This is a genomic window from Pseudomonas paralactis (genome assembly GCF_001439735.1).
Lineage (GTDB): Bacteria > Pseudomonadota > Gammaproteobacteria > Pseudomonadales > Pseudomonadaceae > Aquipseudomonas > Aquipseudomonas paralactis.
Genome location: NZ_JYLN01000006.1, coordinates 113,249 through 138,387 on the forward strand (window position 1 = coordinate 113,249; position 25,139 = coordinate 138,387).

2 protein-coding genes are annotated in these 25,139 nt (G+C 64.5%); both read left to right on the forward strand.

What is annotated here, in order from left to right; all coding sequences use genetic code 11:
• Positions 1–159 precede the first annotated feature (159 nt).
• Positions 160–13,077 (forward strand): non-ribosomal peptide synthetase, encoded by a 12,918-nt coding sequence (locus TX23_RS16820; protein WP_057703167.1) that lies wholly within the window; start codon positions 160–162, stop codon positions 13,075–13,077.
• Positions 13,074–24,401, forward strand: coding sequence for a non-ribosomal peptide synthetase (locus TX23_RS16825; protein ID WP_057703168.1), 11,328 nt, complete (start codon positions 13,074–13,076; stop codon positions 24,399–24,401). The genes TX23_RS16820 and TX23_RS16825 overlap by 4 nt, the downstream gene beginning before the upstream one ends.
• Positions 24,402–25,139 lie beyond the last annotated feature (738 nt).

Sequence of the window (25,139 nt, forward strand, 5' to 3'; positions counted from 1 at the left end):
TGTCACCCCCCACCGTGCAAATCCCTTAATTTTCCAAGCCTGCCGGAAGCCTCTCCAGGCCCCCGGCTGCGCCCGTTGTTTTTCAAGGGCGCTGCGCCTAGCGGCAAAACTGAATACGGACTTTCTCTTAAACCGTGAATTATCAGGCAGGTTACCCCAATGCAGTTCAGCGACTTACTGGCAGCGATCTCCACCTATGCGATCCGTCTGCAAACTGAAGAAGGCGACCTGATCGTCCTGGGCGATGACGAGGCGTTGGATGATGCGCTCTGGGATCAATTAATCGCGCATAAGTCCCGGTTGCTGGTACTGGTCGCCGAGCATGGCGGTGACTGGTTGAGCCCGGCCTATCGCATTACCCCGGACATGCTGCCATTGGTCAACCTCGACCAGCCGGCCATCGACCGTATCGTCGCGGCGATCCCCGGCGGCGCGGCGAATGTGCAGGATATCTACCCCCTGGCGCCGCTCCAGGAAGGCATGCTCTACCACCATCTTTCTGCCGCCCAGGGCGATCCCTATGTGCTGCACGCGCAGTTTGTGTTCGACAACCGCGCACGCCTGCAAGCCTTTGCCGAGGCGCTGCAATGGGTGATCGACCGCCACGATATTCTGCGCACCTCGATGGTGTGGGAGCGCCTCGATGAACCGCTGCAAGTGGTGTGGCGCAAGGCGCAGCTGGCGTGTGATGAGGCGCAGTTGGACGGCGGCGACCGTCTCGCCCAGTTGCTTGCGCGCTATGACGCCCGTGCTTACCGCATGGACCTTGGCCAGGCGCCGCTGCTGCGCCTGGTGTTCGCTGAAGACCCGGCCAACCAGCGCGTGGTCGCGATGCTGTTGTTCCACCACACTATTCTGGATCACACCGCCCTGGACGTAGTGCGCCATGAAATTCAGCTGTACCTGGCCGGTGAGCAAGCGCAAGCGGGCTCGCCAGTGGCGTTTCGCAGCTATATCGCCCAGGTGCGCCAGGGTGTCAGCGAACAGGCCCATGAGGCGTTCTTTCGCGACATGCTTGCCGATATTGATGAGCCGACCTTGCCGTTCGGCCTGCAAAATGTGCAGGGCGATGGTCAGGGCGTTGATGAAGCGCGCATTCCCGTCGATAGCGCCCTTGGTCTTCGCCTGCGCAGTTTGGCGCGGCCGCTGGGGGTGAGCGTGGCGAGCCTGATGCACCTGGCGTTGGCGCGCGTGCTGGGCGTGGTTTCCGGTCGTGAGGCAGTGGTGTTCGGCACCGTGATGCTCGGGCGCATGGGCGCAGGCGAGGGTGGTGAACGGGCCTTGGGCATGTTCATCAACACCTTGCCGTTGCGGGTTGATGTTGGCGCGCAAGGCGTGCGCGCCGCCGTGCAAGTCACCCATGAACGACTTACGCGCTTGCTCGATCACGAACATGCGTCCCTGGCACTGGCCCAGCGTTGCAGTGGGGTAGCGGCGCCCACGCCATTGTTCAGCGCGATCCTCAACTATCGCCACAGTGCCGCCACCGACATGGCCGCGGTGATCGAGGTGGCCAACGGCATCCGCGTACTGGGCGCCGAAGAGCGCACCAACTACCCGCTGACGGTTAACGTCGACGACCTGGGGCAAGATTTCGCCCTGACGGTGATGGTCGATGGGGCTATCGGTGCACAGCGGGTTGCCGGCTATCTGCACACCGCCCTGCAAAGCCTGGCCGACGCCCTTGAGCATCGACCGGATGGGCCGCTCTGCGGCCTGAACATCCTGCCCGACGCTGAACGCCACGCCTTGCTGCACACCTTGAACCACAGCCCCACGCATTACGCCGATACCGCGCTGATCCACCAGCAAGTCCAAGCCCACGCCGCCGCCCAGCCTGAAGCCATTGCCGTGCGATTTGAGCAGCAGCGCCTCAGCTATCGTCAACTCAACGAACGCGCCAACCAGGTTGCCCATGCACTGCTGGCCCAGGGCGTGGAACCCGACAGCCGCGTGGCGATCTGTGTGGAGCGCGGCCCGCAAATGATCATCGGCCTGCTCGGTATCCTCAAGGCTGGTGCCGGCTACGTGCCGATAGACCCGGCTTACCCACAGGAACGCATCGCCTACACCCTGGCCGACAGTCAACCGGTGGTGGTGCTGGTGCAGGCCAATACCCGGGACAGGGTCGGCAATACCCTACCAATCGACCTTGACAGCCTGGGCCAACTGCCCGTCAGCGATCCACGGCTGCACCTGAGCCCGGCCCATCTCGCCTATGTGATTTACACCTCCGGCTCCACCGGCCAACCCAAGGGGGTGATGATCGAACACCGCCAGGTGGCGCGCCTGTTCAGCGCCACCCAGCACTGGTTCGGGTTCAACCGGCACGATGTGTGGGCACTGTTCCACTCCTTTGCGTTCGATTTTTCCGTGTGGGAAATCTGGGGCGCGCTGATGCACGGCGGCCAGTTGCTGATCGTGCCGCAACTGGTCAGCCGCTCGCCGGATGAGTGCTACACGCTGCTCTGCGAAGCCCAAGTGAGCATCCTCAACCAGACGCCGAGCGCGTTCCGCCAGTTGATCGCAGCCCAGAGCCACAGCACCCAGGCGCATTCGTTGCGTCAGGTGATTTTTGGGGGGGAGGCCCTGGAACCGGCCATGCTCAAGCCGTGGTACGCCCGCGCAGTGAATGCCGGTACCCAGTTGGTGAACATGTACGGTATTACCGAAACCACCGTGCACGTGACCTATCGTGCGCTGGAGGCGGCGGATGCCCAACTGATCGGCGTCAGCCCGATTGGTGTGCGCATCCCTGACTTGCAGGTGTATGTGCTGGATGAACACCGCGAGCCGTTGCCCTACGGTGTGGTGGGCGAGCTGTACGTGGGCGGCGCCGGGGTGGCGCGCGGTTACCTGAACCGCGAGGCGCTCAACGCCGAACGCTTCCTCGCCGACCCGGCCACCGGCCTGCGCATGTACAAGACCGGCGACCTCGGCCGCTTGCTGGCCGACGGCAGTGTCGAGTACCTGGGGCGTAACGATGACCAGGTCAAGATTCGCGGTTTCCGCATTGAGCTTGGCGAAATTCAGGCGCACCTGGCCACCGCCAGCGGCGTGCGCGATGCGGTGGTGATCGCCCGTGAAGACGAACCGGGTGACAAGCGCCTGGTGGCCTACGTGCTCACCGAGGGTGAGCCCAGCGTCGCTGCCTTGCGCGATCATTTGCTACTGAGCCTGGCCGAACATATGGTGCCCAGCGCTTTCGTGCGTCTGCAGGCGTTCCCCCTGACCACCAACGGCAAGCTCGACCGCAAAGCCTTGCCCGTACCCGATGCCGACGCGTTGGCTCGGCGCAGTTATGCCGCGCCCCAAGGTGCGGTGGAAAACACCATTGCGATGATCTGGCAAGACCTGCTCAAGCTCGACCAGGTGGGGCGTGACGATAACTTCTTTGAGTTGGGTGGGCATTCGCTGCTGGCGGTCAAGCTGATCGAACGCATGCGCCAGGTAGAGCTGAGCGCCGATGTACGTGTGTTGTTCGGCCAGCCGACCCTGGCGGCCCTCGCGGCGGCGGTGGGCGGGCACCATGAGGTGCAGGTCCCGGCCAATCTGATTCAAGAAGACAGTGAGCGCATCACGCCAGACATGCTGCCCTTGGTTGAACTGGGCCAGGCCGCCATCGATCACATCCTGCAGGCCGTACCCGGTGGCGTGGCCAACGTGCAGGACATTTACGGTCTGGCGCCGTTGCAGGCCGGTATTCTCTACCACCACCTGGCAACCACCGAAGGCGATCCCTACGTGTTGCAGGTGCAGTTGCGCTTTAACGACCAGTGCGCGGTGGATGGCTTTATCCAGGCGCTGCACAGCGTCATCGAACGCAACGATATCCTGCGCACAGCCATTCTCTGGGAGGGCCTGGAGGAGCCGGTGCAAGTGGTGTTGCGCCAGGCGCCGCTGGCCGTTGAGCGCTTGGATACCCAGGGCGCCGATGCCCTGGCGCAGTTGCAACAGCGCTTCGACCCTCGCCACTATCGCCTGGACCTGTCCCGCGCTTCGCTGATGCGCCTGGCCTATGCAGAAGAGGTGGGCGGCTTTGTCGGCATCCTGCTGTTGCACCATATCCTGCTTGATCACACAGCCCTGCAAGTGCTGGTTGAAGAAATGAGCGCCAGCCTGCATGGCAATCGCGCGCAACTGCCTGACGCGGTGCAGTACCGCAACTATGTGGCTCAGGCGCGGCTGGGCCTGAGCCAGGCCCAGCACGAATCCTTCTTCAGCCAGATGCTCGGCGATATCGACGAACCGACCCTGGCCTTCGGTTTGCAGGACGTGAACGGCGACGGCAGCGGCATTCATGAGGCCCATTTGCCGCTGGAACCGACCCTCAGCCTGGCCCTGCGCGAACAGGCACGGCAGCTGGGTGTCAGCACGGCGAGCCTGGTGCATCTGGCTTGGGCTCAGGTGCTGGGTCAGGTGTCCGGCCAGCAGGACGTGGTGTTCGGCACTGTGTTGCTGGGCCGTATGCAGGGCGGCGAGGGCGCCGACCGAGCGCTGGGAATGTTCATCAATACCTTGCCGCTGCGGGTCAGCCTCGGCAGCGTCGGCGTGCAAGCCGGCGTACGCGCCACCCATGCGCGCCTGGCGCAGTTGCTCGGGCATGAACACGCCGCGCTGTCCCTGGCCCAGCGTTGCAGCGGCGTACCGGGTTCGTTGCCGTTGTTCAGCACCTTGCTCAACTACCGGCACAGCGCGCCGGAGGAAGCGCCGGGGGACAACCCCTTTGGCGCATTCGGTATCCAGATCCTCAGCTCCGAAGAACGCAGCAACTACCCGCTGGTGCTCAACGTCGATGACCTGGGGATTGGCTTTGCCCTGACGGTGCAAGGCGTCACCCACCTGGATGTGCAACGCGTGGGCGAGTACATGCTCACCGCGTTGCGCCATGTGGTAAGCGCGCTGCAACACGCGCCGACCACCGCCTTGCACGAAGTGTCGATTCTACCCCCTGCCGAGCGTCATCAAGTGCTGGTAGGTTTCAACGCCACCGCCCGGCAATACCCCTCGCAACTTACTGTCTCGCAACTGTTTGAAGCCCAGGCGCTGGCCCGCCCTGAAGCGCCGGCGGCGGTGCAGGGCGAGCTGTCACTGAGCTACCGTGACCTCAATCGCCGTGCCAACCGCCTGGCCCATCATCTGATCAGCCAGGGTGTGCAGCCCGGCGAAAGCGTGGCGATTGCCTTGCCGCGTTGCCTGGATCTGCTGGTCTGCCAACTGGCGATCCTCAAGTGCGCTGCGGTGTATGTGCCGCTGGACGTCAACGCGCCTGTCGAACGCCAGGCCTTCATCGTCAAAGACAGCGGCGCACGCCATGTGCTGGACGACCTGGCGCAGTTGGATCTGGACGCGCAGTCGCCCGCTAACCTCGACCTGGCCCACTCTGCGCAAAGTGTTGCCTACATCCTCTACACCTCCGGCTCCACCGGGGCACCCAAGGGCGTGCAAGTGCCCCATCTCGCCATCTCACGCCTGGTGCTCAACAACGGCTTTGCCGAATTTAATGCCCACGACCGCGTGGCTTTCGCTTCCAACCCGGCATTTGACGCCAGCACCCTCGACGTGTGGGCACCGTTGCTCAATGGCGGTTGTGTGGTGGTGGTCGAGCAGGCGCAGCTGTTATCCCGGGCCGCGTTCGCCGAGCTGTTGCAGGCGCAGGCGGTCAGCGTGTTATGGATGACCGCAGGACTGTTCCATCAGTACGCCGATGCGTTGATGCCGGTGTTCCGCCAATTGCGCTACCTGATCGTCGGCGGCGACGTGCTTGACCCTCAGGTGATTGGCCGGGTGCTCAAGCTCGGCAAACCCGAGCATCTGCTGAATGGGTATGGCCCGACCGAAGCCACCACGTTCTCCACCACGTTTGAGATCACCACGCTGTGCGAGGGTGCCATTCCGATTGGCCGACCGATTGCCAACGCCCAGGTCTATGTGCTGGATGCGCGCCAGCAACCGCTGCCCGTGGGTGTGACCGGCGAGCTGTATATCGGCGGAGCGGGCGTTGCCAAGGGCTACTTGAACCAGCCCCAACTGAGCGCGCAAAAGTTTGTCCCGAACCCATTCGGCGATGGCCACCTGTACCGCAGCGGTGATCTGGCCTGCTGGCGCGCCGACGGCAACTTGCTGTACCAGGGGCGCAATGACCTGCAAGTGAAGATTCGCGGCTTTCGTATCGAACCTCGTGAAATCGAAGCGTGCCTGGGCACCTGTGCCGGGATCAGGGATGTTGTGGTGCTGGTTCGCGAAGACGAGCCCGGCGACAAACGTTTAGTTGCCTATTACACCGCCGACGCAACGCTGGATATCGCAAGCCTGCGCGCTCATCTGCTGGGCCAGTTGCCTGACTACATGGTGCCTTCGGCTTATGTGTGGCTGGCGCAGTTGCCGCTCACCGCTAACGGCAAGCTCGACCGCAAGGGGTTGCCGGCGCCGGACCAGAATGCGCTGCTCAGTCGTGGCTACGAAGCCCCGCAAGGCGAGGTGGAAACCTTGTTGGCGCAGATCTGGCAGGACGTGCTCAAGCTCGAACGCGTTGGGCGCCACGATCATTTCTTTGAGTTGGGCGGCCATTCGCTGCTGGCGGTGAGCCTGATCGAGCGCATGCGCCAAGTGGGCCTGAGTGCCGATGTGCGCGTGCTGTTCAGTCAGCCGAGCCTGGCGGCGTTGGCGTTGGCGGTGGCGGTGGGCAGTGGTCGCGAAATCCTGGTGCCGGCCAATGGCATCCCGACCGGTTGCACGCAGATCACACCGTCGATGCTGAGCCTGGCGCAACTGACTGCGCAGGCCATCGAGCGAATCGTCGCCAGCGTGCCGGGTGGTGCGGCGAATGTGCAGGATATTTACCCGCTGGCGCCGTTGCAGGAAGGGATTCTCTACCACCACCTCAGCGCCGAACAGGGCGACCCGTACTTGCTGCAATCGCGCATGGCGTTCGACAGCATCGAGCGCTTGCACGGGTTCATGGGCGCGCTGCAACAGGTGGTGGCCCGCCACGACATTCTGCGCACGGGCGTGGTCTGGGAGGGCCTGGACAACCCGGTGCAAGTGGTGCGGCGCGAGGCGCAGCTGGTGGTGCAGGAGGTTCATCTGGACCCGGCCGACGGCGGCATCCTCGAACAACTGCATGAGCGCTTCGATGCCCGGCACTACCGCCTGGACATCACCCAGGCGCCGTTGCTGCGCATGGTCTATGCCCAGGACCCGGTGCACAACCGCGTTGCGGCGATCCTGCTGTTTCACCACCTGGCGCTGGACCACACAGCCATGGAGGTGGTCGGCCAGGAAATGCACGCCTTTATGTTCAACCAGGCCCAGGACTTGCCCGCTGCCGCGCCGTTTCGCAACTACGTGGCCCAGGCGCGACTGGGTGTCAGTGTGGCCGAGCATGAACAGTTCTTTCGCGAGATGCTCGCCGATGTCGGCGAACCAACCTTGCCGTTTGGTTTGCAGGATGTGCAGGGCGACGGCCGCGCCATCGAGGAAGCCGCGCTGCCACTGGACGCCGCGCTGGCGCAGCGGGTCCGCCAGCAGGCGCGACAGCGGGGCGTGAGCGCCGCGAGCCTGATGCACCTGGCCTGGGCCCAGGTGGTGGGGCTGGTGTCCGGCCGCGATGACGTGGTGTTCGGCACCGTGCTGATGGGCCGTATGCAAGCTGGCGACGGCGCGGACCGGGCGCTGGGGATGTTTATCAACACCTTGCCGCTGCGGGTCGATGTTGCCGCCGGGGCGTCAGCGGCGGTCAAGGCCACCCATGCGCGCCTGAGTGCTTTGCTTGGGCATGAACATGCCTCGCTGGCCCTGGCTCAGCGTTGCAGCGGTGTGCCGACCAGCACGCCCTTGTTCAGCGCCTTGCTCAACTACCGTCACAGCAACCCCGGCGAAATGGCCCGCGACGGCCATGGCATCTGGGAGGGCGTGCAACTGCTGGGTGGTGAGGAACGCAGTAATTACCCGTTGACCCTGAGCGTGGATGACCTGGGTGACGGCTTCGGGCTGAGCGTGCTGGCGGTGCCGCAGATCGGCGCGCAGCGTCTATGCGACTACATGCACAACGCTGTGGCGCAGTTGCTCACAGCCTTGGAAGATACGCCGGACGCTGCCCTCAATCGCCTGCCGATCCTGCCCGCGACGGAGTGTGAAACCCTGCTGCGCGAGTTCAACGCCACGGCCCAGGACTTCCCCCGTGGCCACACCGTGCCGGGTGCCTTTGAGGTGCAGGCCGAGCGCCAACCCCACGCCATTGCCGTGCAGCAGGGCGGTGAGGCGCTGACCTATCAGCAGCTCAATCAGCGTGCCAACCAGTTGGCTCATCACCTGCTGGCACTCGGCGTGCAGCCGGATGATCGCGTGGCGCTGTGCTGCCGTCGCGGCCCGCAGATGCTGGTGGGGCTGTTGGGCATTCTCAAGGCCGGCGCCGGCTATGTGCCGATTGACCCGGCGTATCCCGCCGAACGTGTCGCTTATTTATTGCAGGACAGCGCCCCGGTGGCGGTACTGGCTGAGGCCAGCACCCGTGACCTGCTGGGGGCGGTCACGTTGGTCGACTTGCATGACCCGGCCTGGCAGCACCTGCCCATCAACAATCCACAGCTGCCCGTGCTGACGCCTGCGCACCTGGCCTACGTCATCTACACCTCCGGCTCCACCGGCCAGCCCAAGGGCGTGATGGTCGAACACCACAACGTGGAAAACCTGGTGCATTGGCACTGCGAAGCCTTTGGTTTGGCCGCTGCGAGTCACACCAGCAGCGTGGCCGGGTTTGGTTTTGATGCGATGGCCTGGGAAGTCTGGCCAGCCTTGTGCGTCGGTGCGACTTTGCACCTGCCGCCCGCCGAAGTCGGCAATGAAACCATTGATGAACTGCTGGCCTGGTGGCTGGCGCAGCCGTTGGACGTAAGCTTTTTGCCCACGCCGGTAGCCGAGTACGCGTTCAGCCAAAACCTGCAACACCCCACCTTGCGCATCCTGCTGATCGGCGGCGATCGCTTGCGTCAGTTCACCCAGGAACGGCGTTTTGCCGTGATCAACAACTATGGCCCCACCGAAGCCACGGTAGTTGCCACCTCCGGCCGCGTGCGGGCCGGGCAGGCATTGCATATCGGTCGGCCCATCGCCAATGCGTGCAGCTATGTGCTGGATGCGCAGTTACGCCCGGTGCCGGTGGGTGTGGCCGGTGAGTTGTATGTAGGCGGCAGCGGCGTCGCACGGGGTTACTTGAATCGCCCGGACTTGACTGCTGAACGCTTCCTGCAAGACCCGTTCAACCCCGGGCGCATGTACCGCACCGGCGACCTGGTGCGCTGGTTGCCCGATGGCAACCTGGAGTACCTGGGCCGCAACGATGACCAGGTCAAACTGCGTGGCGTGCGAGTTGAACTGGGCGAAATCGAAAGCCGCCTGGCGGCGCTGGACGGCATTCGCGAGGCGGTGGTGCTGGTGCGTGAGGGTCGATTGTTGGCCTGGTTCACCGAGCAACAAGCGCTGAGCATCGAAACTTTGCGCACGCAATTGCAGGCCCAGCTTCCCGATGCGCTGGTGCCGGTCGCCTACATGCGCCTTGATGTGTTGCCGCTGACCGCCAACGGCAAGCTGGACCGCAAGGCGTTGCCCGATCCCGATCAGGCCGCTGTGCTGAGCCGCGAGTACCAGGCCCCCCAGGGCGAGGTTGAAACCACCCTGGCGCGTATCTGGGCCGAGGTGTTGCAGGTGGAGCAGGTGGGGCGCCATGACCACTTCTTCGAACTGGGCGGCCATTCGTTGTTGGCCGTCAGCCTGATCGAGCGTATGCGCCAGGTCGGCCTCAGCGCCGACGTGCGCGTGCTGTTCAGTCAACTGACCCTGGCCGCGCTGGCCGCTGCTGTCGGCAGTGGTCGCGAGGTGCAAGTGCCGGCCAACCGCATCAGTGCCGAGTGCCAACGTATCACCCCGGACATGCTGACGCTGGTGACCCTTGATCAGTGCGCGATTGATCAGGTAGTCGCCCAGGTACCCGGCGGTGCTGCCAACGTACAGGACATCTACCCACTGGCGCCTTTGCAGGAAGGCATTTTCTACCATTACCTCACGGCCGAGCAGGGCGACCCGTACCTGCTGCAATCGCACCTGGCGTTTGACCGTGTCGAGCGTCTGCATACCTTCGCCCAGGCGCTGCAACAGGTGATCGACCGCCATGACATCCTGCGCACCGGGGTGGTGTGGGAGGGGCTGGCGCAACCGCTGCAAGTGGTGTGGCGCAAGGCGGCGCTGAGCGTTCAGGAACTGCATTTGCACGGCGATGTACTTGCCGGCCTGCATGAGCGTTTCGATGCGCGGCATCATCGCCTGGATATCAGGCAGGCGCCGCTGATCCGCCTGATGTACGCCCAGGACCCGGCCAACCAGCGCGTGGTGGCGGTGCTGCTTTACCACCATATCGCCCTGGACCACACAGCGTTCGATGTGGTGCTGCGGGAAATGCAGGGTTACCTGCTCGGCCACCCTGCGCCCACCCACGCTCCGATGCCGTATCGCAACTACGTGGCTCAGGCGCGCCTGGGTGTCAGCGAGCAGGAGCACGAAGCCTTCTTCCGCCAGATGCTTGGCGATGTGGATGAACCGACGCTGCCGTTCGGTTGGCAGGATGTGCGCGGCGACGGCAGTGCGATTGAAGAACATACCCTGCAACTGGACAACCACCTGAACCGGCGCCTGCGCAGCCAGGCGCGGCTGTTGGGCGTCAGCGGCGCCAGCCTGTTTCATCTGGCCTGGGCACAGGTGCTGGCCGCGGTATCGGCGCGCCACACGGTGGTATTCGGCACCGTACTGGTTGGCCGCCTGCAAGGTGGCGAGGGCGCTGACCGGGCCTTGGGGGTGTTTATCAATACCTTGCCGCTGCGCCTGGACATCAATGACCAGGGCGCCCACGCCGCCGTGCGGGCCACCCATGCGCGCCTCACCGAGTTGCTCGGCCATGAGCACGCTTCCCTGGCCCTGGCCCAGCGTTGCAGCGGCGTGGCGGCACCGGCGCCGTTGTTCAGCTCGATGCTCAACTATCGCCATCGCGGCGCCGCCACCCGTTCGGCGGATGCGCACTTGGCGTGGGAAGGTATGCAGACCCTGGTCAATGACGGGCGCACCAATTACCCGTTGACCCTGAACGTGGATGACCTGGGTGATGGTTATGCGTTCACTGCCTTGGCCCAAGTGGATGCGCAACGGCTCTGCGGTTATATGCACAACGCCTTGTCCGCACTGGTCGAAGCCCTTGAGCAGGCACCCCACCAGGCGATCAATCGCCTGTCGATCCTGGGACCAGAAGAGCGGCAACAGCTGCTGGTGCGATTCAATGCCACCGAGGTCAACTACAACCTCGACCAGACCCTGCACGGGATGTTCGAGGCCCAGGTTCTGCGCACGCCGCACGCCGTGGCGGTAAAGGCGGGCGAGCAACAGCTGACCTACCAGCAGCTCAACGAGCACGCCAACCGCCTGGCCCATCACCTGCGTGAAAGGGGCGTGCAGCCGGACTCACGGGTTGGCATTTGCCTGGAGCGTGGCCTGGATATGGTGATCGGCCTGTTCGCCATCCTCAAGGCCGGTAGCGGTTATGTGCCGCTGGACCCGGCCTACCCGCAAGAACGCATCGCCTACATGCTGCAAGACAGCGCGCCGGTGGTGGTGCTGGCCCAAGCCGCCACTCGTGCCTTGCTGGGCGACGTGGCCGTGATCGACCTCGACCACTGCACCTGGCACCAGCAGTCGTGCGTCAACCCGCAGGTCGCGGGCCTCACTGCGCGGCACACGGCCTACGTGATCTACACCTCCGGTTCCACCGGCCAGCCCAAGGGCGTGATCAATGAACACGCCGGGGTGGTCAACCGTCTGTTGTGGATGCAGGACGCCTATGGCCTCAAGGCCCACGACGCGGTGTTGCAGAAAACCCCGTTCAGCTTCGACGTGTCGGTATGGGAGTTCTTCTGGCCGCTGTTCACCGGTGCACGCCTGGTGATGGCGCGGCCTGGTGGGCACAAGGACCCTGCGTACCTGTGTGAAGTGATCGAAGCAGAAAACATCACCACCCTGCATTTTGTGCCGTCGATGCTCGATGTGTTTCTGGCCCATGGCGATGTGAGCCAGGCGGCCGGGCTGGTGCGTGTGATGTGCAGCGGCGAGGCGCTGCCGGGCAGCTTGGTGCGCCGCTTCAAGCAGCAGTTACCGGGCATTGGTTTGTACAACCTGTATGGCCCCACGGAAGCGGCGGTGGACGTGACGGCCTGGAACTGCGCACGCCCGGATGTGCCGGACAACACCCCGATTGGCAAGCCGATTGCCAACACGCGCCTGTACGTGCTGGACGGGCAGTTGCAGCCGGTGCCGCTGGGCGTGGTCGGTGAGCTGTTCATTGCTGGCGTACAAGTGGCGCGGGGTTATCTGAACCGTGCGCAGTTGACGGCCGAACGCTTCCTCGACGATCCCTTTGCGCCAGGCCGGATGTACCGCACCGGTGACGTGGGCCGCTACCTGCCGGACGGCAATATCGAGTATCTGGGGCGCAACGATGACCAGGTCAAGATCCGTGGCCTGCGCATCGAGCTGGGGGAAATCCAGGCGCGGCTGCTTGAGCATCCGGCGGTCAAGGACGCGGTAGTGGTGGCCCGTGAAGAGCGCCTGGTCGCCTATTACACCGGCCTGCCAAGCGACATCGACGGCCTGCGCGCTCAGCTGTTGCAGCACTTGCCGGACTTCATGGTGCCTGCGCTGTTCGTACACCTGCCCGCCATGCCCCTGAGCCCCAACGGCAAGCTCGACCGCAAAGCGCTGCCCGCACCGGGCATGGACGCATTGACGGCGCGTGAGTACGAAGCACCGGAAGGCGATACCGAAATCCTCATGGCTCAGTTGTGGGCCGAGCTGCTCAAGGTGGAGCGGGTAGGCCGGCGTGACAATTTCTTTGAACTGGGCGGGCACTCGCTGCTCGCTGTGAGCTTGATCGGGCGTCTGCGCCAGGAAGGCATGGAAGCCGATGTACGGGCGTTGTTCGAACAACCGACCCTGGCCGGCTACGCCGCAATGACCGAACGAATGGAGATCGTCCTGTGAACATCCTTGAGCTATTGGCAACCCTGAAAACCAAGGACGTGCAACTGGCGCTCAAGGGCGAACAGTTGGCGGTGAACGGCAACAAGCAAGCCTTGAGCGACCCGGCGATATTGGCTGCCTTGCGTGAACACAAACCGGCGCTGATCGCGCTGATCAAGGCCGGTGAATACTCGTCTGCCAAGGCCGGGGAAGTGGCGGTGCCGGTCAATCGCATTCCCGCCAATGCCGAGCGCATCACCCCCGACATGCTGACCCTCTCGACCCTGAGCCAGGATGAGATCGAGCGCATCATCGCTACGGTGCCGGGCGGTGTGGCGAATATTCAGGACATCTATCCGTTGGCGCCGTTGCAGGAAGGCATCCTGTTTCACCATGTCAGCGCCGAGCAGGGCGACCCCTACGTGATGCAGTCGCAGTTTGCTTTTGACAGCCTGGAGCGCTTCGATGCGTTTGCCCAGGCGCTGCAAAGCGTGATGGACCGTCATGACATTTTACGTACCGGGGTGGTCTGGGATGGCCTGGCACAACCTTCGCAAGTGGTGTGGCGCCAGGCGCGCCTGCCGGTGCAAGCCTTGATGCTCGACCCGGCCGACGGCGATATTGCCGCGCAACTGCATGACTTGTTCGATGCCCGTCATTATCGTCTTGATGTCACCCAGGCGCCGTTGCTGCGCCTGGTGCGAGCTGAAGATTCGACCCACCAGCGCATCGTCGCTACCTTGCTGTTCCACCATATGGCGATGGATCACAGCGCCCTGGAAGTGGTATGCCATGAAATGCAGGCGTGTCTGTTGGGGCAGGGCGCGGCCCTTGGCCAGGCCGTACCGTTTCGCAACTACGTGGCACAGGCGCGGCTGGGCATCAGCGAGCAGGAGCATGAAAGTTTCTTCCGGCAGATGCTCGGCGATATCGTCGAGCCGACCTTGCCGTTCGGGCTGCAGGATGTTCAGGGCGATGCTCGCGCCATTGCTGAGGTCAGCCTGCCATTGGCGCCGCAGCTGGCGCAGCGTATACGCGTGCAGTCCCGGCAACTGGGGGTGAGCGCCGCCAGCCTGTTCCATCTGGGCTGGGCCCAGGTACTGGCGGTGTTGGCCGGCAAGGCGCAGGTGGTGTTCGGCACCGTGTTGATGGGGCGTATGCAAGGCAGCCATGCGACTGACCGCGCCTTGGGGATCTTCATCAACACCTTGCCGTTTCGTGTGGATGTCGACGCCCAGGATGTCCGCAGCGGGGTCAAGGCCACCCACGCACGTTTGACCACGCTGCTGCGCCATGAGCACGCGGCCCTGGCATTGGCCCAGCGTTGCAGCGGCGTGATCGCCCCGACGCCGCTGTTCAGTGCGCTGCTCAATTATCGCCACAGCGCTCCCGCCGCCAGTGCCGAGGCAGTGTCGGCCTGGCACGGCATTACCGCACTGCGCGCCGAGGAACGCACCAACTACCCGCTGACCCTGAGTGTGGACGACCTGGGCGAAGGCTTCGGCCTGAGTTTGCTGGCCGGCACCCAGGTCGACCCCCACCGCGTCTGCGCCTACCTGCACACTGCGCTGGAAAACCTCGTCACCGCGCTGGAGCAGGCGCCACACACCGCGCTTGACCAACTCTCGGTAGTGCCTGTCGCCGAACAGCGCCTGCTGCTGCAACAGTTCAATGCCACCCAGGCCGTGTTTCCCCAAGGCACCACCTTGCACGGGCGCGTCGAAGCCCAGGCTGCGCTCACGCCGGACACCATCGCCGCCGTGCACGAAGGGCGGCAACTGACCTACGCCGAACTCAACCAGCAAGCCAACCTGCTGGCCCATCATCTGCTGGCGCTGGGGGTTCGGCCGGATGATCGCGTGGCCATTGTGGCTCGGCGCGGGCTCGACACCCTCGCCGGGTTGCTGGCGATCCTCAAGGCGGGTGCCGGTTATGTGCCGGTGGACCCGTCCCACCCGGCCGAGCGCTTGAGCTACTTGCTCAGCGACAGCGCCCCGGTGGCGGTGCTCACTCAACACGCCTTGCTGGCCCGCCTGCCCGAGCTTGACGTGCCGGTGATCAACCTTGATCGCTTCACCTGGCAGCATCACTCGGCGAGCAACCCCAAGGTCGCTGTCGGCCCGACGAACCTGGCGTATGTGATCTACACCTCGGGCTCCACCGGCTTGCCCAAAGGCGTGATGGTGGAACACCACACCGTTGCCAACCTGGTGGACTGGCATTGCAGCGCCTTCGACCTGCGCGCCGGTCGGCATACCGCCAGCGTCGCCGGTTTCGGCTTTGATGCGATGGCCTGGGAAGTCTGGCCGGCGCTGTGTGTGGGCGCCACATTGCACCTGCCGCCCGCCCATGACGGCGCCGAAGACATCGACGCGCTGCTGGCCTGGTGGTGCGCACAGCCCCTGGACGTGAGCTTTCTGCCCACGCCGGTAGCCGAGTACGCGTTCAGCCAGAATATCGAGCACCCGACCTTGCGCACCTTGCTGGTCGGTGGCGATCGCCTGCGCCAGTTCGGCCGAGCGCAGCGCTTTGAACTGATCAACAACTATGGCCCCACCGAAGGCACGGTGGTGGCCACTTCCGGCAAGGTCGAGGCAGGCCAGCCGTTGCATATCGGCAAGCCCATCGCCAATGTCACGGTCTACGTGCTCGACGAACACCAGCGCCCGGTGCCGCTGGGCGTGGCGGGGGAGTTGTACGTGGGCGGCAAGGGCGTGGCGCGAGGTTATCTGAACCGCCCGGAGTTGACCGCCGAGCGCTTCCTGCGCGACCCGTTCAACTCCGGGCGCATGTACCGCACCGGCGACCTGGTGCGCTGGTTGCCGGATGGCACGCTGGACTACCTGGGGCGCAACGATGACCAGGTCAAAATCCGTGGCGTGCGTATCGAACTGGGCGAAATCGAAACCCGGCTCAACCAGTTGCCCGGCATCCTGGAAGCGGTGGTGCTGGTGCGTGAAGAGCGGCTGGTGGCCTACTTCACCGAAAACCCGCAATTTGACGCGCTGACGGTCGGCGATATCCGCGCTCACCTGGTGACGCAGTTGCCGGACTACATGGTCCCGGTTGCCTTCATGAAGCTCGACGCGCTGCCGCTGACCACCAACGGCAAGCTCGATCGCAAGGCCTTGCCGGTGCCGGACATGGCCGCAGTGTTTACCCGCGAATACGCCGCGCCCCAGGGCGAGCTCGAAACGGTGCTGGCGCAGATCTGGGCCGAGGTGTTGCAAGTGCAACGGATCGGGCGGCGTGACCATTTCTTTGAGTTGGGCGGGCACTCGCTGCTGGCGATGCGCATGGTCTCCCAGGTCCGCCAGCGGCTGGGGGTGGAGTTGGCGCTGGGCGACCTGTTTGCCAACGCCGAACTGGCGGCGGTCGCCGAGCTGCTGGCCCAGGCCGGGCGCAGCACCCTGCCGGATATCCTGCCGGCCAATCGTGATGAACAGATGCCGCTGTCGTTTGCCCAGCAGCGCCTGTGGTTCCTGGCGCTGATGGAAGGCGCCAACACCGCCTATAACATTCCGATCGGCCTGCGTTTGCGTGGGCAGCTGCATGTACAGGCACTGCAACGGGCGCTGGCGCGGATCGTGGCGCGGCATGAAACCCTGCGCAGCCGCTTTGCCCAACACGGCGACCAGGCCCAGGTGCTGATCGTGCCGGCCGAGGAGGTGTTACCGCTGCAGGTGCAAGACTTGCGTCGCCACCCGCAACCGCAACAGGCGCTGGACGCGCTGATCCACGGCGAGGCCTCGGCCCCGTTCGACCTGGAGCGTGGCCCGTTGCTGCGCGGCCGCCTGGTGGTGATGGCCGACGATCACCATGTGCTGCTGCTGACCCTGCACCATATCGTCTCCGATGGCTGGTCCATGGGCGTGTTGACCCGTGAACTGATGGCGCTGTACCAAGCCTTCAGCCACGGCCAGTCCGACCCGCTGCCGCCCTTGCCGATCCAGTACGCCGACTTTGCCGTGTGGCAACGCCTGTGGCTGAGCGGCGAAGTACTGCACCGCCAAAGCAGCTATTGGCAGCAAACCCTGGCCGGCGCGCCGGCATTGCTGACCCTGCCCACCGATCGGCCGCGCCCGGCGCAGCAGGACTACGCCGGCAGCAGCGTCGAAGTGCGCCTGGATGAACGCCTTACTGCCGGGCTCAAGGCCTTGAGCCAGCGCCATGGCACCACCCTCTATATGACCTTGATGAGCGCCTGGGCTTCGTTGCTGGCGCGCTTGTCCGGGCAGCCGGAGCTGGTGATCGGCACGCCGGTGGCCAACCGCACGCGCACCGAGGTGGAAGGGCTGATTGGCTTGTTCGTCAACACCCTGGCACTGCGCATCGACACCGGCGGCGAGTTGAGCACCGAGGCCTTGCTGGCTCGGGTCAAGGCGCTGACATTGGCGGCCCAGGCTCATCAGGATTTGCCCTTCGAACAAGTAGTGGAAATCACCCGACCGCCGCGCAGCCTGGCCCATAGCCCGCTGTTCCAGACCCTGCTGAGCTGGCAGGACAGCAGCGCGCCGACCCTGGCGCTGGGCGACCTGGCCCTGGAAGGCATCGTCGAAAACAGCCACTTCGCCAAGTTCGACCTGTCGCTGAACCTGGGGGAAGTGCAGGGCAGCATCCTCGGCGCGCTGGAATATGCGGTGGCGCTGTTCGATGAGTCGACGATGCGACGTTACCTTGGCTACTTCACACGCGTGTTGCAGGCCATGGTCGCTAACGACCAGGCCGTGCTGGCGCATGTGCCGCTGGTGGATGAACGCGAGCGCAAGCAATTGCTGGTGGATTTCAACGCGACCGCTGTGGGCTATGCGCTCGACCAGACCTTGCACGGTATGTTCGAAGCTCAGGTGCTGCGCACGCCGCAGGCCGTGGCGATAAAAGCCGGCGCTCAGCAACTGACCTACGCCGAACTGAACGCCCGCGCCAACCAGTTGGCCCACCACCTGCTAGCCCTCGGCGTGCAGCCGCAGGCGCGAGTGGCGATTTGCGTGGAGCGGGGCCTGGAGATGGTCATCGGCCTGTACGCGATCCTCAAGGCCGGCGCCGCTTATGTGCCGCTGGACCCGGCGTACCCACTGGAGCGTATCGCCTACATGCTGCACGACAGCGCGCCAACGGTGGTGCTCGCTCAGGGCAGCACCCTCGGGCTGTTGGGCGAGCTGCCGGTGGTCGATCTGGACCAACCCACCTGGCAGCACCAGCCCATCACCAACCCGGCGGTGGCCGGGGTGGCCGCCTATGTGATCTACACCTCCGGTTCCACCGGCCAGCCCAAGGGCGTGATCAACGAACACCCCGGTGTGGTCAACCGCTTGCTGTGGATGCAGGACGAATACCGGCTCACTGCCGCTGATACGGTATTGCAGAAAACCCCGTTCAGCTTCGATGTGTCGGTGTGGGAATTCTTCTGGCCGTTGTTCACCGGCGCGCGTCTGGTAATGGCGCGCCCGGATGGGCATAAAGACCCCGAGTACCTGTGCCAGGTGATCGCGGCCGAATGCGTCACGACCCTGCACTTCGTGCCGTCGATGCTTGATGTATTCCTCGCCCACGGTGACGTCAGCCAGGCGGCCGGGCTGGTGCGCGTGATGTGCAGCGGCGAAGCCTTGCCGGGCAGCCTGGTGCGCCGCTTCAAGCAACAGTTGCCGGGCAGCCAGCTGCATAATCTGTACGGCCCCACTGAGGCCGCGGTGGACGTCACCGCCTGGAACTGCGCAGGCCCCGACGTGCCGGACAATACTCCCATCGGCAAGCCGATCGCCAACACCCGTATGTATGTGCTGGACGGGCAGTTGCAGCCGGTGCCGTTGGGCGTGGTGGGCGAATTGTTTATCGCTGGGGTGCAGGTGGCACGGGGTTACCTCAACCGTGCCGAACTGACCGCCGAGCGTTTCCTTGATGACCCGTTTACCCCCGGGCGCATGTACCGCACCGGTGACGTCGGGCGCTACTTGCCTAACGGCAATCTCGAATACCTGGGGCGTAATGATGACCAGGTCAAGATCCGCGGCCTGCGTATCGAACTGGGGGAAATCCAGGCACGTCTGACCGAGCATCCGGCGGTGCAGGAAGCCGCGGTGATTGCGCGCGAGCAGCGCCTGATCGCTTACTACACCGGCGTGCCGAGCGAGATTGAAAACCTGCGCGTTCATCTGCTGTTGCACCTGCCGGAGTTCATGATGCCGGCCAGCTTCGTGCATCTGGAGGCGCTGCCGCTGAGCCCCAATGGCAAGCTCGACCGCAAGGCATTGCCGGCACCGGGTCTGGAGGCATTGGTGGCGCGCGGGTACGAGGCGCCTCTGGGCGACACGGAAATCACCTTGGCCGCGCTGTGGGCCGAGTTGCTCAACGTGGAGCGCGTGGGCCGGCACGACAACTTCTTCGAACTGGGCGGCCACTCGTTGCTGGCGGTCAGCCTGATGGGGCGTATGCGCGGCCTGGGGTTGTCGACGGACGTGAAAGTGCTGTTTGGTCAACCTACCTTGTCTGCCCTGGCGGCGGCTTTGGGCGGCGGACGTGAAGTGGCGGTGCCGGCCAATGGCATTGCGGCCGATTGTGTGCGGATCACTCCCGACATGCTGGCGCTGGTGAGCCTGGATCAAGCGGCCATCGACCGCATTGTCGCCAGGATCCCCGGCGGCGCTGCCAATGTGCAGGATATCTACCCGCTGGCGCCGTTGCAGGCCGGCATTCTGTATCAGCATCGCGCCGTGCAGGGTGATGACGCCTATGTGTTACGGGCGCAGTTTGCTTTCGACACTCGCGTGCGCCTGGACGCCTTCGCCAGTGCGTTGCAGGCGGTGATTCAGCGCCATGACATCCTGCGCTCATCCGTGCATTGGGAGGGCCTGGAGGAACCGGTGCAGGTGGTGTGGCGCCACGCCCGGCTAAACGTTGAGAGCGGGCCGCTGCCGTCACGCCTGGACCTTGGCCAGGCGCCGCTGATGCGGCTGGTGTACGCCGAGCAACCGCAGCGGGTGGTCGCGACGTTGCTGTTTCATCACCTGGTGATGGACCACGTTGCCCTGGACATCCTGCAGCACGAAATGCAGGCGTTTCTGCTGGGCACTCAAGACACGCTGGCCGCGTCCGTGCCGTATCGCAATTACGTGGCCCAGACTCGGTTGGGCGGCGAGGATCACGAGACATTTTTTCGCGAGATGCTCGGTGAGGTCGACGAGCCCACCGATGTGCCCAACCTGGGCGCCGAGGAAAACGTGCGCGTGGGTCTTGACCTGTCGTTGAGCCGGCGTTTGCGCAGCCAGGCCCGCCAGGCGGGCGTCAGTGCGGCCAGCGTGATGCATTTGGCCTGGGCCCACGTACTGGGCAAGGTCTGCGCGCGCGAGCAGGTGGTGTTCGGTACGGTGATGCTCGGCCGCTTGCAGGGCGGCGAAGGCGCCGAGCGGGCCATGGGCGTATTTATCAATACCTTGCCGCTGCGGGTCGACCTGGGGGAACACTCGGTGCTGACGGCACTGCGTACCACCCATGGGCGCCTGACCCAACTGCTCGGTCATGAACATGCGCCCCTGGCGTTGGCCCAGCGTTGCAGTGGCGTGCCGGTGGCGACGCCGTTGTTCAGCGTATTGTTCAACTATCGTCACAGCGCCCCCCAGGCCGGTGGCGTGGCCGAGGCGTGGCAGGGGATCGAGCTGTTCAAGGCCCAGGAGCACACGCACTACGGCGTGGCGGTCAGTGTGGATGACCTCGGTGAAGGGTTCAGTCTGACCGTCATGGGGCAGGGCGCCCGGCGCTTGTGCGACTACCTGCAAATCGCCCTGGCGCAGGTGGTGCAGGCCCTGGAAGGTCATCGCGACATCGCCATCAACCGTTTGCCGATCCTGCCGCAGGCCGAACGCCAACACCTGCTTGAGCACTTCAACGCCACTACCCGTACCTTCCCGCGTGAACACACGGTGCAGCGCTTGTTCGAAGCCCAGGCCCTGGCGCGTCCCGACGCCGTGGCGCTGGTGCACAACCAGCAGCGGGTGAGCTACGGCGAACTCAATACCCGCGCCAACCGCCTGGCCCATCACTTGCTCGGCCTGGGCGTGCGCCCGGGCGATCACCTGGCGATCCTGCTGCCGCGTTCGCTGGAGTTGCTGGTCAGCCAATTGGCCATCCTCAAATGCGCTGCCGCTTATGTGCCGTTGGACGTTAATGCACCGGCTGAGCGCCAAGGGTTCATGCTGCAGGATTGTGGCGCGGTCTGGTTGCTGACCCGCAGCGATTGCGTCATTGAGAGCGGGGCGCGTCGTCTGGACCTGGATACCCTGGCCTTTGAGCCACAACCTTGCCACAACCCGGACCTGTCGCAAGCTTCGGACAGCGTGGCCTACATCATGTACACCTCCGGCTCCACCGGCCAGCCCAAGGGTGTGCTGGTGCCCCATCGCGGCATCACGCGCCTGGTGCTCAACAACGGCTATGCCGATTTCAATGCCGCCGACCGCGTGGCCTTCGCCTCGAACCCGGCGTTCGATGCCAGCACCATGGACGTGTGGGGGCCACTGCTCAACGGCGGCCAGGTGCAGGTGATCGACCACGCCACCTTGCTTGATCCAACCGCGTTCGGTGTGGCGTTGGAAGGGGTGACGGTGCTCTTCGTCACTACCGCGCTGTTCAATCAGTATGTGCAACTGATCCCTCAGGCCCTGGCCGGCTTGCGCATCCTGTTGTGCGGCGGTGAACGGGCCGATCCGGCGGCGTTCCGCACGCTGTTGGCGCAGGCACCGGCGTTGCGTCTGGTGCATTGCTACGGCCCAACTGAAACTACCACTTACGCCACCACCTACGAAGTGCACACAATTGCCGATGATGCCGACAGCGTGCCGGTGGGCCGTCCCATCTCCAACACCCAGGTGTATGTGCTTGATGCGCAGCAGCAACCGGTGCCGCTGGGTACCGTCGGTGAAATCTGTATCGGCGGGGAGGGTGTCGCCAAGGGCTATTTGAATCGCCCCGAGCTGACGGCTGAAAAGTTCGTCCAGGACCCGTTCAACCCAGGCGCCTTGCTTTACCGCACGGGCGATCTCGGGCGCTGGACGGCCGACGGCCTGCTGGAGTGCGTCGGGCGTAATGACGACCAGGTGAAGATCCGAGGATTTCGTATTGAACCCGGTGAAATCCAGGCGCGGCTGGCGACATTCGCGGGCATCCAGGATGCCGTGGTGCTGGCCCGTGAAGAGGCTCCGGGGGACAAGCGCCTGGTGGCCTATTTCACCTGGGCGGGCGAACCTGTTGGCATCGAGCCGGTGCGGGCTTACCTGCACGCGCACTTGCCCGAGTACATGGTGCCGTCCGCCTACGTCGCGCTGGAGCAATTGCCGTTGACGGCCAACGGCAAGGTCGACCGCAAAGCCTTGCCGGCGCCGACCTGGGACACTTTGGCGAACCGCACGTTCGAAGCGCCGGCCGATGCCCTGGAACAGGCGTTGGCGCAACGCTGGGCCGAGGTGTTGAAACTCGACCAAGTGGGGCGACATGACAGCTTCTTTGAACTGGGTGGGCATTCGCTGTTGGCGATTCGCCTGGTCAACCTGCTGGACGAGGCCGGTTTGCCGGTGTCGTTGGCCGAGCTGTTCCAACATGCCAGCGTGGCCAGCGTCGCGGCGATGCTGCGTCAGCGCGGGGATGACGTACTGCCCGACACCCGCGTGATTACCGTGCGCAGCAGCGGGTCGCAGGCACCGCTGTTTCTGGTGCATGAGTTCAGCGGCATGGACGTGTATTTCCCGGCGCTGGGCCAGCATCTGCCCGGCGATTACCCGATCTATGGCCTGCCGGGCCTGGCGCTCGGTGAGGCGCACCTGGACAGCATGGAAGGCCTGGCGGCGCGCATGGTCGGGCTGATCCGCGAGATTCAGCCCCACGGCCCCTACCGGGTAGCGGGCTGGTCATTCGGTGGCGTGCTGGCCTATGAAGTCGCCATGCAACTGCTGGGGTTGGATGAAAGCGTGGCCTTCCTCGGCTTGATCGACAGCTATGTGCCGCGCATGACCGACCAGGGCAAAGCGCGCTGGAGCGGGCCGGATGCATTCAAGCGGCACCTGTTGCTGCAGTGCACGGCCTATTGGAAAGCACAGGGAGGTGTCAATGAGCTGGCAAGTCTTGAACAACTGGAGGCGCGGATTGGACAGCTGGACTTTGCGGATCTGCTGCAACGCTGTCGCGATCAAGGTTTGCTGTACGCGCAAATGGCGGCGGCGTCGGACGCGGACCTGTTGAGTTTTCTTCAGCGCGAAGTCGGGCATGGACATGCCCTGGCTCACTACAGCCTGTTCCCGCTGCCGATTCCGGTGCACCTGTTCAGCGCCGAGCAACGGCCCACCGAGCTGTCGCAACGCAGCATGGCGTTGGGCTGGGACACGGCTTTGGCACCCGGGCAACTGCGCCAGGTGCCAGTGCCGGGCGACCACCAGAGCATGATGCAGGCGCCGCATATCCAGGGCCTGGGCCGGGCGATGAGCCAGGCACTGGCGGCGAGTACGCCGGTGAGTTGCGCGGCGCATCAGCCGCTGTTGCGCATCCAGACTGGGCGCGCCGGCCATGCTCCGGTGTTCTGCGTGCCGGGAGCCGGTGACAGCGTGACCGGTTTCGTTGGCTTGAGCGAAGCCCTGGGGCGTGATTGGCCGTTGTATGGCTTGCAGCCCCGCGGTTTGGATGGCGCGGCGGTGCCCCACAGTCAAGTGGAAGCGGCCGCGCAGTGTTATCTCACGGCGCTGGAGCAGGAGTGCCCGGACGGGCCGGTGCATCTGGTCGGGCATTCGTTTGGTGGCTGGGTCGCGCTGGAAATGGCCCTGCGCTTGCAGGCGATGGGGCGTGAGGTGGGCTCGTTGACCGTGATCGACAGCGAGGCGCCGGGGCGTGTCGGCAAATCCTACACCTCGACGGCGGCGCTGTTGCGGTTGATCGAGGCGATGCAGTTGGCGGCCGGGAAGTCGCTGGGGATTGATCCGGTGGACTTCGCCGGGCGCGATGAGATGGCGCAGCGGCAGTGGCTGCATACGGGGATGGTCGGTGTCGGGTTGCTGCCGGCGCGTGCTGCCGTGGATGCAATGGAGGGGCCTGCGCGTACTTACGCGGCGGCGTTGCGTACGGTTTATCGGCCGCAGGCTCGGTATGACGGGGTGGTGCGCCTGGTGTTGGCGCAGGATCCGGCCTTGGATGCAGCGGGGAACCAGCGTGAGCAGGGGTTGATGGTTGAGGGGTGGAAGGGGCAGGGGACTGGGTTGCAGGTTTGGTATGGCGGGGGTAATCACTTCACCTTGCTCAAGGTGCCGAATGTTTCGGGTTTGGCCCAGTGGTGGTTGGAAGGGGTTGGGGTTGGGGAGGTGGTGTCTTGATGCTTGTACACCGATCCAAATGGGGGCTTGCTTCCGATTGCGGTCTGTCGGAGTACATATCCATTTCTTTGGTAACGGCCACTTATGGTTCCGCTCTTACAGCGGGTCACTTTTGGAAAGGCCCAAAAGTAACCAAAAGGCCTTCGCCCCACCACTCGGCACCTCGCCCAGGCTCGGTGTGCCCGAACGCGAACTTTGGAGCGTGGGCCGCCGCGATTGGCCATCCATGGCCCAGCGCGGCTAACCCGGCGTCCTGCCGGGTTACCCACGCTCCAAAGCCCGCGTTCGGCCAGCGTGGTTTAACGGGGCGATCCCGGATCAAAAGCACAGCGCGGCGGCCTTATAGCCGACCGGTTTTGGCTGTTGCGGTGGGTCAGAAATGGCAAGCGTGTGGGAGGGGGCTTGCCCCTGGTAACCACGATGCGAAGCGAGCCGCTCTTGCTCTTGATCTTGATCTGCTTTTGATTTTGATCTTAGGCGCCCCGTCAAACCACGCTGGCCGGAATTCGACAGGGATTTGGGGGGTAAACCGGCAGGGATGCCGGTTTAGCCGCCCCGCGCCATGGATGGCGCGTGGCGGCGGCCCCCCAAATCACTGGCGGATTACGGGCACACCGAGCCTAGGCGAGGTGCCGAGTGGTGGGGCAAGAGCGTTTTGCTTACTTTTGCGCTTTTCAAAAGTGAGCCGCCGTAAGGGCGGAACCCATAGCAGCCGTTACCCAAATAACGGATATGTAC

What these genes read in the sequence shown, in the direction of transcription:
- TX23_RS16820 (WP_057703167.1), top strand. Translation starts at nt 160, where the DNA reads ATGCAGTTCAGCGACTTACTGGCAGCGATCTCCACCTATGCGATCCGT.